Origin of the sequence: Bifidobacterium pseudocatenulatum DSM 20438 = JCM 1200 = LMG 10505 (assembly GCF_001025215.1) — a bacterium.
In the GTDB taxonomy this organism is placed as follows: domain Bacteria; phylum Actinomycetota; class Actinomycetes; order Actinomycetales; family Bifidobacteriaceae; genus Bifidobacterium; species Bifidobacterium pseudocatenulatum.
This window is the reverse complement of sequence record NZ_AP012330.1, coordinates 60,724-73,776: the sequence shown is the minus strand read 5'-3', so window position 1 is coordinate 73,776 and position 13,053 is coordinate 60,724. Positions and strand designations below refer to the sequence as shown.

The 13,053-nt window shown below is 58.0% G+C and carries 7 protein-coding genes, 1 tRNA gene and 1 pseudogene; 3 read left to right on the top strand and 6 right to left on the bottom strand.

Annotated elements, in window-relative coordinates; translation table 11 throughout:
* Window position 1: 1 nt before the first annotated feature.
* Window positions 2-2,326, top strand: coding sequence for a YhgE/Pip domain-containing protein (locus BBPC_RS00295; protein WP_004222924.1), 2,325 nt, complete (start codon window positions 2-4; stop codon window positions 2,324-2,326).
* A 142-nt stretch (window positions 2,327-2,468) separates the two neighbouring features.
* Here BBPC_RS00295 and yddG read toward each other — a convergent pair whose 3' ends face one another.
* The 5 genes and pseudogenes from yddG to BBPC_RS00270 all read right to left on the bottom strand — a co-directional run bounded on the left by yddG (window position 2,469) and on the right by BBPC_RS00270 (window position 7,083).
* Window positions 2,469-3,425: an aromatic amino acid DMT transporter YddG gene (yddG, locus tag BBPC_RS00290; RefSeq protein WP_004222922.1), complete on the bottom strand. Its 957-nt coding sequence runs from the start codon at window positions 3,423-3,425 to the stop codon at window positions 2,469-2,471.
* Between the two features lie 290 nt (window positions 3,426-3,715).
* Window positions 3,716-3,925: pseudogene (locus BBPC_RS09450) on the bottom strand (helix-turn-helix transcriptional regulator); the annotation flags it as partial.
* Between the two features lie 231 nt (window positions 3,926-4,156).
* A tRNA-Gly gene (locus BBPC_RS00280) sits at window positions 4,157-4,230 on the bottom strand.
* Between the two features lie 104 nt (window positions 4,231-4,334).
* Complete coding sequence (gene htpX, locus BBPC_RS00275) at window positions 4,335-5,435, bottom strand: zinc metalloprotease HtpX (RefSeq protein ID WP_004222911.1); 1,101 nt, start codon at window positions 5,433-5,435, stop codon at window positions 4,335-4,337.
* A 193-nt stretch (window positions 5,436-5,628) separates the two neighbouring features.
* Complete coding sequence (locus BBPC_RS00270; protein ID WP_004222909.1) at window positions 5,629-7,083, bottom strand: FAD-dependent oxidoreductase; 1,455 nt, start codon at window positions 7,081-7,083, stop codon at window positions 5,629-5,631.
* A gap of 484 nt (window positions 7,084-7,567) precedes the next feature.
* On the opposite strand from BBPC_RS00270, the gene BBPC_RS00260 reads away from it, so the two are divergent.
* Window positions 7,568-9,067: an amino acid permease gene (locus BBPC_RS00260; protein ID WP_004222903.1), complete on the top strand. Its 1,500-nt coding sequence runs from the start codon at window positions 7,568-7,570 to the stop codon at window positions 9,065-9,067.
* 220 nt (window positions 9,068-9,287) lie between these two features.
* On the top strand, window positions 9,288-10,298 hold the full coding sequence (locus tag BBPC_RS00255) for an asparaginase (RefSeq protein ID WP_004222902.1): 1,011 nt from the start codon (window positions 9,288-9,290) through the stop codon (window positions 10,296-10,298).
* 42 nt (window positions 10,299-10,340) lie between these two features.
* Here the strand turns inward: BBPC_RS00255 and BBPC_RS00250 are convergent, their stop codons facing one another.
* Window positions 10,341-12,875 (bottom strand): HAD-IC family P-type ATPase, encoded by a 2,535-nt coding sequence (locus BBPC_RS00250; protein WP_004222899.1) that lies wholly within the window; start codon window positions 12,873-12,875, stop codon window positions 10,341-10,343.
* Window positions 12,876-13,053 lie beyond the last annotated feature (178 nt).

Below are 13,053 nucleotides of genomic sequence, written 5' to 3'. Positions count from 1 at the left end.
AATGATCTGGGGCATCTTCAAGCGGGACATGTGCCACGCCACCCGCAACGTGATCGCCGTGATCGTCTCGATGGGCCTGGTGGTGGTGCCGGCGCTGTACGCCTGGTTCAACATTGCGGCCAGCTGGGACCCCTACGGCAACACCAAGGCATTGAAGGTCGCCGTGGCCAATAACGACAAGGGTTACAAGTCGGATCTCATACCGGTGCGCGTCAACGTGGGCGAAACCATCATCAGCACACTGCACGCCAACGACCAGCTGGACTGGCAGTTCGTGAAAAGCGACAAGGCAATCGACGGGGTGAAATCCGGCGAATACTATGCGGCGATCGTAATTCCGAAAGGTTTCAGCGCCGACATGATGACGCTGTTCTCCCCCGACATCAAACACGCGCAGCTCAAGTACTATCTGAACGAGAAAATCAACCCGATCGCCCCGCATATCACCGATCAGGGCGCGACAACCGTGGTCAACACAATCGACAAAACCTTCGCCAAAACGATCGCGCAAGTCGGACTCGACCTGGCCTCAAGCATCCTACACTATTCGCAAAGCCCGCAAATGGCCGAATACATGCGCAACCTCAACGGCAATCTCACCACCATGGCGGATACGCTGAGCGGCGCATCGCAGCAGGTAACGTCGTATTCGCAGCTGCTCGGCTCGGCGAACGACATCGTGGATTCCACGGGCAAACTGCTCGCCTCGGCGACCAAGGCGGGCAAACAGGCCCAGAACGCGTTGAAGCAAGGCAAATCAGGTGCCACGTCGCTCACTTCGGCAGGTGCGAACGTCACCTCCTCAGTGAACACCGCGCTCGACCAGGTGTCAGACGCGTTCGACCAAGTAGCTGCCAAGGTGAACAAGGCGTTCGACGCGCTCGGCAAGGACTCAGACACCGCAGCCAGCCAGTTGACAACGTTGAGCGAACAAGTCTCCAGCAGCGAATCGCTGTACGACACGTACATCACAAGCCTCAACCACATGCACGAATCGGTGGAACAACTACCGGACAGTGATTCCGCGAAACAGGCGCTGCTGGAAGCCATCGACCGAGAGATCACGCTGCTGGAAGCCGCCAAAGGCGATTCGCAGAAGCTCGCGCAGCAGCTGAAAGACGCTTCCACGCAGGTCACGCAGGATACCGCAGCCGCGGAACGCTCCCGCAAGGAGATCCTGAACCGCATCACCTCCGCGAAGCAGTCGATCAGCAATGTGCGCGACGATTACGCCACGAACGTCAAGCCGAAAATCGACGCGCTCGCCTCCACAGTCAGCACGCTGATCTCCCAAACCGACAGCATGATCACCCAGCTGAGCGGCACCGCCGACGATCTGGACGATGTGACGGGCGACGTGGGGACGAATGTGACATCCATTCGTTCCACGCTCGGCGCGATCGCGAAGAAACTCGACTCGTCGGCAGCGACGGTGAAGGAGCTGATCACGAAGCTGGAGACGGGCGGGAACGCCGGTGACGGCAACAGCGATGGTGGCGACGGTGACAACGACGCCAGTTCGTCCGATTCGGGTGAATCGGACGAACTACGTGCACTGGCCACCGCCAACGCGTCCACACTGTCCACGCTGATTTCCGCGCCCGTCGCACTGCATCGCGTCTCAGTGTACCCGATCGCGAACTACGGTTCAGCCATGGCGCCGTTCTATACGATCCTGTCAATCTGGGTGGGTGCGATCATCCTGTGCGCCATGCTGAAAGTGACAATTTCGGACCGCGAGAAGGCGCATGTGCTGGGCTTGGGCGACACGCTGCCGCGCGTCGCCGGCCCGTCCGGCCCGGGGAACGCCTCACGTTGGGGACTGCGCCTCGACCACGAGTATTTCGGACGGTACGCGATCTTCGCACTGCTCGCGTTGCTGCAGGGCACACTGGTTTGCCTGGGTGACATGTATTTCCTTGGCGTGCAGGCGAATCATGCGCTGCAGTTCCTTGCCGTGGGGTGGCTTGCCGCGCTCGTGTTCTCGAATATCGTATATACGCTGACCGTGTCGTTCGGCGATATCGGCAAGGCCGTGGCCGTGGTGCTGCTGGTGATGCAGGTCGCCGGTTCGGGCGGTACGTTCCCTATCGAGACGCTGCCGAAGTTCTTCCAAATGCTCTACCCGTTCCTACCGTTCCCGCACGCCATCGATGCCATGCACGCCGCGATGGCCGGATCGTACGGCAATGAGTACCTGCTTGACATGGTGTATCTCGCCTTGTTCCTGATTCCTTCGCTGCTGCTGGGATTGGTGTTGCGCAAGCCGGTGATCCGGTTGAACAACTGGGTGAGCCGCAATCTGGAATCCACCAAGGTGATGTGACGAGGTGGATTTGAACGGGCTGGTTTAAGCCGGTTTAGATCGGTTTCGGCTGGCACACGGTCTGGAAGTCCGATTCGGGAGAAACGGACAACCAAGATGGGCGCATTACACCTCAGACGTCCGATTCACCAGAATCGGACAATCAGCGGCGTCGCGCAAACCACACGTTGATCAGCGAGCCGACTACCACCAGCGCGACACCGATCCAGAATGGCATGCCCAACGTCACGCCCAATAGGAGCGTGCTGGAAGCAGTGGAGAACAGCGGCGTCGCATACGAACCGATCGCAAGCGTTTCCATACTGCCATGTAGCATGCCATACCCCCAGCACGCGTAGCCGCCAGCAATCGACGCGGCACATGCGAGCAGCGAAATATAGCCGCCGATGCCAGGCGCTACAGCTGGCAAACCGTCGCCCGAAACGAAATGGATAATCCACAGCACAACAGCAACGCAACAGAAGAAAATCGTCGTACCATCGTAACCATCGGACATCGATGGCGTCACGGTCGCGTAAATCGCCCAAATAAAGGCACCTGCGAACGCGAGCGCGTACGGCAATGGATTGCTGGCGATATTGGCAACCGCTTCCTGCACGTCAAGGTTTTCACCGCCGACCGCCATTGCCACGCCGACGGTGGCTACGATTGCACCCGGCAGCGCTTCGGAGACCGAGCCGCGTTTGTGCGACACGGCGGCGGTCATCAGTACCAGCAGCGTCGGCCACAAATAATTGACGAGGCTGACTTCCACAGATTGCGCGTTCGTTGTGGCCAGACCGATCGACAGCGAGATCGACGCCTCGTATGCGATGAACATGAGTCCGCCTGCGACGAGGTACTTGCGTGGCGCTTGGCTAATCGGTTTCGGCCGTCGCACGATGAGCAGGAGCATGCCGCCGACAGTGTAGATGAGCGCCGAGCCGAGCGTGGCGCCGAACGATTCGGAAACGAGTCGCACGAGGCCGGCCATGAAGCCCCACAGGACGATTGCGAACAGGCCGATGAGTGTCGCCGCGTGTGATATGGCATGGCCAAATAGGGGGTTACTGGGGCGTTCGCCTGCGGATTCGGCGGGAAGTTTCTGATCCGTATTCACGGATTCCAGCCTACCTGCCGCCCACCCCGCATGTCCGATCCTGCAGAAACGGACAATTGAACACCGGTTTTGGCACCTTGTGCGTCCGATTCACCAGAAACGGACGCACAAACATTCGGATTCGTATCCCTCACGTCCGATTCACCAGAATCGGACATTCCTGCGACCTGCGATGCCGCAAACCCGATTACCCCCGGAACCGCGCCAACAGCAGCATCAGCCACCCCAACCGACGCGGCCACACCATCCGTATCAGCAGCCAAGTCCACGCGTCCCGCACCCCCACAGCCCGCTGACGCGCGCACGTCGCCCATGACCAAATCATCCAACGTCACGCCGAACATGTCGCAAAGCATCAGCAGCTTGTCCATTTCGGGGTATGCCTTCTCGGACTCCCATTTCGAAATTGCCTGCCGGGAAACGCCCAGCAGCATTGCCAGCTGTTCCTGCGTCATGTTGCGCGAACCGCGCAGATACTGCAGATTCTCTTTGAAACTCATGTCCGCCCTTTCGTCGAGTTTCCATATCGCCTCGACTTGCGATTATTGGCGATTGCCAAGCAACAGCTTGTCATAAGCGTCGCGTTCCACGCCACCATCTTTCGGTTGCATTGCGATTCGCAACCAAATTTTGCGACGCAACCGACAGTTGCGCGGCGCGAAGTTGACTTCACGGGTCTTTTACGGCAATAGAAAAAACCTTGGAATTCCAACGATTCCAAGGGTTTCGAATGGAGCGGATGACGGGAGTCGAACCCGCCTCTAAAGCTTGGGAAGCTTTCGTTCTACCGATGAACTACATCCGCAAGGCTGTGCCTTTTGGGCACGAAACTTCAGTTTAGCACGCAACGGATGCGTATGCGGACACAGACCGACATGCGATACCAATTTTCCGCAATATCACGGAGACTCAGCCGCGCGGCCGCTGCGAATAGTCGCGAGAATATCTGCCAGCCGAGCCGCCCGAATCATGCCCGGGCCCATACTGCGTTCCAAATTGCGGACCACCGGCACCAGCCATCGCAGAACGTCCGCCTTGCCGAATATCCGCCGCCGCAACGCCGCTCGTGGCATAGCCACCGGCCAAATATCCGGACTGCACGCCCTGCTGACGCATCTCCTGCCCCATCTGCATCAGCCGCGCAATGCGATCCGAGGTCGGCGGGTGCGTAGAAAACAGCTTGGAGAAACCTTCCGCAGAAAACGGATTCGCAATCATCATCGCAGCAACCGACTGCGTACCAGCAGTCTTCTGCATCGGCATCGTCTCAGCGCCGTTCGAAATCTTATTCAATGCGGACGCGAGCGCCTCCGGATCTTCCGTAAGCATGGAACCATCTTCGTCAGCATCATATTCTCGCGTACGCGAAATCGCCATCTGAATAAGCGAAGCGGCAATTGGCGCAAGAATCGTACTCAACAGCACACCCAGCAATCCAAGACCATTAGAAGACGAGTCATTACGATCATCGCGCGAATTGCCACCACCGAAATACATGAGCGAATAGCCTAGATACGAAATGACCGTCGCCATTGCGGACGCGATTGCAGACGTCAGGATGTCGTGATTGTACACGTGCATAAGCTCATGACCGAGCACGCCGCGAATCTCACGTTCGTTGAGCATCTGCAGAATGCCCTGTGTGCAGCAGACCGCCGCATGACGTTCATTGCGTCCCGTTGCGAACGCATTGGGACTCATGGTTGGGGCGATATAAATACGTGGCATAGGCTTGCCCGCCTTTGCCGACAGTTCGCGCACGATTTTGTACAGTACCGGCGCTTCCTGCTCGCTGACTTCCTGCGCACGCATGGATGCGATCGCGAGTTTGTCGGAAAACCAGTAGGATGCGAACGTTGAGCCAAGTCCGATGAGAATGTAGATACCAAGTGTGCGCTGGCTGCCACCGGTCGCCCACCAAATGAGCATGATGACGCCCCACATCAACGCGAATAACAGCGTTGTCTTCAAGCCATTGCAATGGCCATGCACCTGCAATTTGCCGTTCATGGTCACTAGCGTAGAAACGGAGTCTGAGTTTTTGCTGGATATGCGCTGGAGACTGGGCTGCGGAAAGGACTAGGGGCAGTTGCGGAAGTTCGCACGTTCAGCTTCTCCCCGGGTGTCCGATTCTCCAGAATCGGACACCCAAGACGCATGAAAGAAGCCTGAAACCTATCAGACTGGGTTTCAAACACCCACCTTAGGCGTGAGCCAGGGCGCGCATCTGCTCCGGGTCGATGACCTTCTTATGCTCGCGACCTTCCTTCGCACCGTCGGCACGTTCGTACGCGTCGACCTTCTTCCAACCGGCGAAGTCGATCGGCTTGACTCCACGGGAGGCCAGCAGACGGTCGATGGATTCCGGATCGCGGTCCGCCGCCACACGACCACCTTCGGCTGCCTTGGACAGATCCTCCAGCATGTTGGTGACGATGAGCAGCGCGTCGGACTTGGTGGAGCCAATCAGTCCGACCGGGCCACGCTTCGCCCAACCGGTGGCATACAGACGTTCACGCACCTGCGCGCCGTCCTCGGCCGAAGCGGTCGTGGTGATGCGTCCGTCACCGTTCGCGTTCGCCAGATGCGCGTGACGCTCGTCGTACGCGATGCCCGGCGCGGTGGCCGGCTTGTAGCCGATCGCATGGTACACGGCCTGCACCGGATACTCTTCAAACTCGCCGGTACGGCTCATCTTGCCGTCAGCCGACGTTTCGGTCTTCTCCACGCGAATGCCAACGACCTTGCCGTCCTCGCCCAGCACTTCGACCGGCGCGGAATTGAAGTGCACATAATACTTGCGATCAGCCGTATTACCCTCGTAATCCACGTCACCGTCATCTTCCATGTCTTCCGCCATCTCACGAATCGTGAACAGCTCTTCGACCATCTGACGGGTCAGCTTGTCTTTGCCGGCCTCTTCAATCGTGTCTTCATCCAAATCGAAATCGTCTTCGTTAATGATCAGCTGCACTCCCGGCAGCTTCTCCATCTCACGCAATTCCTGTACGGAGAACTTGGCTTGCGCCACACCGCGGCGGATGAACAGGTGCAGCACGCGAGCCTTGTTCGCCTTGATGCCCTCGTACACATTGTCTGGAATGTCAGTGCGTTCCTTCAGATCGTCGGCATTGCGCATGAGTTCGCGCGCCACATCCATGGCCACGTTGCCGCCGCCGATCACGGCGACTTCCTCAGCTTCAAGCGGCCATTCGCGAGCGCCGGTCGGATAACCGTCGTACCATTCCACAAACTTGGCTGCGCCATACACGCCATCCAGGTCGGCACCCGGCAGTCCAAGAGGCTTGTCCTCAACGGCACCGGTGGCGAACAGCACGGCATCGTAACGCTCAAGCAGCTCGTCGAGGGTCACGTCCTTGCCGAATTCCACGTCGCAATACAGGTGGATGTCGGGGTTGTCGAGCGTCTTTTCGAGCGCCGACGCGATGAATTTGATGGACGGGTGGTCGGGGGCCACTCCGTAGCGCACCAGACCGAACGGCACCGGCAGCTTTTCGAACAGGTCGATGCGCGCGGCAGTACCGAGGCCAAGCTCCTCGCCGAGCTTCTTCAACTGGCGCAGGAAAATGTCGGAGGAGTAGACGCCTGCAGGGCCGGCGCCGATTACAGCAATACGAAGTTCATTAGTTTCAGTCACGCGCTCTAGCCTAATGCATTCCCTGCATTTGCAACAGGGGTGCTTACGTACTTTCTTACGACTTCTTCGCCTTGTTTTCTTCTGGTTTCGCCCTTTGGATTTTTAGGCCCGTCCCATTCGCAGCGTTTTCTGTTTTTGGATGTCCGATTCTGCAGAATCGGACACGTGGGATACCGAAACATGCATCTGCTTGTCCGATTCACCAGAAACGGACAAGCAAGACAACAAAACGCATGTTTGAATGTTCGTTTCTCCAGAATCGGACATCTTTGCACCGAACGAAAGGCACGGACCGTGACTGCTGACGCACTATGGGCAAAATATCAACGTTCGGTAACGGACGGTCCATATAATGTACGCGGCATCCACACAGAGGTAGCGATAATGGCGGTGATACGGCCCGCTTTCACGAAACAGCTTCCGCCGGAAAATTGCGACGTGCAGTCAAAAATAATAAAAGAAATCAGAGAAAAGAACTACTACTATGAGTAACTCCAATACATCGTCAAACGCGACGCAGCAGTCGTCCGCGCAGAAGCAGGATAAAAGCGATGCTGGTTATGCGAAGGATTTGAAGCCGCGTCATATTCAGATGATTGCGATTGGCGGTTCCATTGGCACCGGCCTGTTTTTGGGTGCGGGCGGCCGTCTTGTGCAAGGTGGCGCGGGTCTTGCGATCGCATACGCGGTGTGCGGCATTTTCGCGTTCTTGATGGTGCGTGCGTTGGGTGAGCTTGCGATTCGCCGTCCGTCGTCGGGCGCGTTCGTTTCATATGCCCGCGAATTCCTGGGCGAGAAGGGCGCGTATGTGACCGGCTGGCTGTTCTTCCTGGACTGGTCAGTCACGGTTATGGCTGACATCACCGCCGTCGCCGTATATTTCCACTATTGGAAGGCGTTCCAGGGGGTGCCTCAATGGCTGATTGCCTTGTGCGCGTTGGCGTTGGTGTTCGTGTTGAATCTGCTGAGCGTGAAGATGTTCGGTGAGGCGGAATTCTGGTTCGCTGCTATCAAGGTGGCTACGATCATCTCGTTCATGGTCATTGCGATTTGGGCGATTGTCACGGGCGCTCCGGTTGGCGATGCGCATGCCGGTGTCGCGAACATCACCGACAATGGCGGCCTGTTCCCGAATGGTATCGCTCCAGTGTTCGCACTGACCCTCGGTGTAGTGTTCGCGTTCGGCGGTACCGAAATGGTTGGCGTGGCTGCAGGTGAGGCGAAGGACGCCGAAAAGGTGCTGCCGAAGGCTATTAATTCGATGATCATCCGTATTTTCGTGTTTTACGTGGGTTCCGTAGTGCTTATGGCGCTGGTGCTGCCATACACCGCTTACTCGTCGAACGAATCTCCGTTCGTCACGTTCTTCTCCGGCATTGGCATTCCGCATGCCGGAGATGTGATTCAGGTTGTGGTGCTCACCGCGGCGCTTTCCTCCCTGAACGCTGGTTTGTATTCCACTGGCCGTACGCTGCGCTCACTGGCTGTGGCCGGCTCGGGTCCGAGGTTCGCCGCGCGCATGAACAAGCATCATGTGCCGTATGGCGGCATTATCATCACGTCTGCTCTTGGCCTGATCGGCGTGGTGATGAATGCGGTACTTCCTGCCGACGCGTTTGAGATCGTCATGAATCTGGCCGGCATCGGCATTGCCGGAACATGGGCGGCTATTCTCGTCACACATCTTGCGTTCTTGAAGAAGGTGAAGACCGGTGAGGAGATTCGCCCCGACTACCACATGCCGGGCGCTCCATACACGAATTACATTTCGCTTATCTTCTTCGCAGTTGTCGTGCTGTCGAATCTCACCAGCGCCGCCGGCCGTTGGACGCTCGCCATGTTCGTAGTGGTGGTCATCGCCATGGTTGCAGGCTGGTTCTACATGCGTGGCCGCATCAACGGCGATCTGATGGACGAAATGCTCGACAACAATGGCAACGACGTGCCTGACGTGCTTGAAACCACGGAAGTGCCGGGCAAGTAGTCGAAATCGCAAGCCATCTGGATTCAACCAGATATTGCTGAATCCAGATGAATACAATGTGCGTCTGCATTAATCGCACGCAATGAGCGCGGCAGACGCACGTACAATCGCAAGTAGTCGCACAATCGCGGGATGCAGGAATCCGGAATATCGGAATTCACTCATCCCGCAATCGCAAGCAAGTACTTATCAAGTACCAAGCAATCGTAAGAAGGTGGCAATGCGCATTCACATCACATATACCGGCGGTACCATCGGCATGATCGACTCTCCGAACGGTCTGATTCCGGGCGCCGACACTCGCGGATGGCTGTTCCGCCTGCTGGAGGACGCGCACATGGACGCAAGCCTGTTCACGTTCACCGAACTTGATCCGCTGATCGACTCATCGAACGCGACGCCCGACAATTGGCAGACGATGGTTGATGACTTGCGTGCGCATCACGATGATGCCGACGCGTTCGTAGTGCTGCATGGCACCGACACGATGAGCTATTCGAGCGCCGCGCTTTCGTACGCATTGGCCGATTTCGGCAAGCCGGTGATTTTCACGGGCTCGCAACATCCGCTCGGCAAAATCGAATCGGATGCCACTGCGAATGTCACGGGCGCGCTGAACGCCGCGATGAGCGGACGATTCCACGGTGTGGGACTGTTTTTTGGACATCACCTGTTTGCCGGCAATCGCGTGAGCAAGTCGTCGAGTTGGGCGTTTGAAGGATTTTCGGCGCCTTCCGTCGGACCACTGGCTCGTACGGGCACGCCATGGCATTGGTATGCGGGTGACGCCGCTTCGGCCGGTTACGGCTGGACGTCACCTCAACCTTACTCCCGTCATGATGTTGCCGTGATTGATATGGCGCCCGGCATTTCCGCAGCGCGATTGGAAGCGATGCTTACACCGCGTCCGGAAGCGGTATTGTTGCGCGCGTACGGCGTCGGCAATGTGCCGAGCGACGAACCGGGATTGACCGACGTAATTGCCGACGTGCTGCATGACGGCGTTCCCGTTGTGATCGCGTCGCAATGCCAGCAGGCGGAAGTACTGCTCGGCCATTACGAGACGGGCGATGCGATCGCTCGCGCCGGCGCGATCGGATCCGGTGATATGACGCTGGAAGCCACGTATGCGAAAATCATGTTCCTGCTGTCGCAAGGCGTGACCAGAGTCGACTTTGGCAAGTGGATGCGCGTATCGATCGCTGGAGAAATCTCGCCAAGCTCGTTGTAAACGCTTCCCCAAAGCGCCGCGCATGACACCTCTCCTCGCAAATCAGGCGGATTCGCCGCGGTCGAAAAGCACGGTGAGCGCCCACAGAATGCTGACCACGTCGATCACCTCCTGCATGAATGCGCCAACAACCACGGGAATCAAGTTGAATGCGGCCGCGACCATGCCGATGATGGCGAGGCCGAGGCCGATCAACACCGCCTGAAGCATCACGTTCTTCGTACGACGTGCGATGGCGATGGCACGCGGCACAGAGGCGATGTCATCATTCATGATGACCACCTGCGCGGATTCGGAAGCCGCAGTGGACGTGCCGTCGGTCATGGCCATGCCAATGTCGGCGACCGCAAGTACGGGGGCATCGTTGACGCCGTCGCCGACCATCATGGTAACTTGGCGATTCTTGGATTCGCCGGTTATACGCTGTATGATGCGGGCGGGCATAGACTGGTTTTGACGCATGGATTCGGTGGCGTTCTTAACGGCGGCAACCTTGTCTTCAGGGAACAGCTCGGATTGCACGTCATCGATACCGACCTCGTTTGCGATGATGCGGGCGGATGCGGCCTTGTCGCCGGTAAGCATGGACAGTTCCTTGATGCCGAGCTCATGCAGACGGGCCAAGGAACGTTTCGTATTCGCACGGGGCACGTCGCGAAGCACGATGCGGGCGGCCAGTTTGCCGTCGATCGCCACGTATGCGGCCATTTCGTCAGGCGCGAGCGGGGCAAACAGCGAGCCGACGGTTTCAGGCTTGCGGGCGGATGCAGTCTGCGCGGCTGCGACGGACACGGATGGGGCTACAACCGTGGACCGTCCCTCGCCAGACACTCCACCTCGCGTTCCAAGAGTGTCCGATTCTGGAGAATCGGACACATACGCACGCATTTCAGTCCTTTGGATGTCCGTTTCTGGAGAATCGGACATCCTCGCGTACATTTCACCCGTCTGGTTGTCCGATTCTGGAGAATCGGACACGTGATACGTTGCATTCGGCATATGCAACACCGGCATGAATCCGGATTCGTCGGCCGTCGCATACGCAAAACGCCCCACACGCACCCGGTGCCCGTTCACTTCGCCGGAAACACCTTTACCTGAATCCTCCACAATGTTCTTCACCACCGGATAGTCGCGCCCATGCCCAGGCAAATCACGCTCAGCGCATAACCGCTGCCCCGACGCATATCGCGCATACAAGTCGTCCATAGCCTTGCGCCCGGCCGCCGCAATACCTTTCGACAGAATGTGCACCGAGTAACTTTCCACCACACCGGCCATCATGAGAATATGGTCTTCATTGAACGGCGAACTCGTTCCGAACGGTTTCTCCACGCGCACGACCTGCGGTTGCTTGACGGTAAGCGTGCCGGTTTTATCGAAGAAAATATGCGATACACGACCTAGATTTTCCAACACGTCCTGTGCTTTAATCAGGATTCCCGCTTTGGCAAGGCGCCCTGTTCCAGCCACATACGCAACCGGCGCGGCAATCAGCAGCGGGCAAGGAGTGGCGAGAACCAGCACCTGCGCAAATCGCAGCGGCAATCCGGAAACCACCCATGCAATCCCAGCAATCGCAAGCGAAAGCACGGTAAACGGCACTGCAAGCATATCCGCGGTCTTCACGACAGCGGGGCGCGACTCTTGCGCCGACGAGACCAGCTCCAGGATCTTCTGGTATTGCGAATCGTGCGCAAGTTGCGTGGCGCGCATGGTCAATGTTGTGGAGCCATTGACCGCACCGGACATCACGCGAGCGCCCGCATATACTTCGCGGGGAACGGGCTCGCCGTTGATGTTGCTTAGGTCCAACGTGGCCACGCCCGACAGCAGCTCACCGTCGACCGGCACCGTTTCGCCGGGCAACACCAGGATCACGTCGCCGAGCTGTACCTGATCAACGGGGACCGTTTCGAAACGCTCTCCAGCCGCATCATACGTTTGCGAAGCACCTTTTGTGTCCGTTTCTGGAGATTCAGACGCAAAAGCACGCTTTTCACCGTCTTGGTTGTCCGTTTCTCCAGAATCGGACACTCTGACAGTACGAAATCCGTCGGCGGTCACGTCGGCCGTATGCTCGCTGCCCGACGCGTGCACATGCCCCCGCATACCGGGCAGCACGACCACGTGCGCGGTTCGCGGTGCCGCGTCGATCAGCGCGGTCAGGTTGCTTTCGGCCTTTGACTGCGCAAATTCCTCGATCGCCTCGCCTGACGAGATCATCAGCACCACGGCCCATGCGGCCCAATATTCCTGCACTGCGACCGTCGACGCAATCGCGACGACCGCCAGCAGATCGACGCCAACATGCCCGTGCCGCAGATCGTCGATCATGCCGCGTACCGTCACCACAATCGTGTACGCAACCAACGCGATCACAATCCACTGCCCAACGCCCGGATTGAACGCACTCAACCCGTCAACGCCGACTTGCGAAATCCACGAATCCCACGCAGCCTCGCCCCACGGCTTCCACTCCCCCAGCAATGCCAACGGAATCGCGGACAGAATGGTAATCGGCAGTAACGGAACCTGTTTGCACAGTCGCCAGCAAATATCGATGATTCTACGCATGAGAATCTCCTTACGCTCGTATCGGACGCCTTGTTAACCCATCGGCGCCTCGCCCGCGCGAGCCATCGATACACGGCGTAAAAAGATATTTTCAGCATAGCAAATATTTGCGATTTTTGTGCCGCAATACAGCAATAAGGGCTGTGCGATTGCTCACACAGCCCTTATTGCATTCTTC

Bases quoted from the DNA above. Each gene is read 5' to 3' on its own strand.
- BBPC_RS00260 (WP_004222903.1), top strand. From the start codon at position 7,568: ATGAGTAACTCCAATACATCGTCAAACGCGACGCAGCAGTCGTCCGCG.
- BBPC_RS00295 (WP_004222924.1), top strand. From the start codon at position 2: ATGATCTGGGGCATCTTCAAGCGGGACATGTGCCACGCCACCCGCAAC.
- BBPC_RS00250 (WP_004222899.1), bottom strand. From the start codon at position 12,875: ATGCGTAGAATCATCGATATTTGCTGGCGACTGTGCAAACAGGTTCCG.
- htpX (WP_004222911.1), bottom strand. From the start codon at position 5,435: ATGAACGGCAAATTGCAGGTGCATGGCCATTGCAATGGCTTGAAGACA.
- BBPC_RS00255 (WP_004222902.1), top strand. From the start codon at position 9,288: ATGCGCATTCACATCACATATACCGGCGGTACCATCGGCATGATCGAC.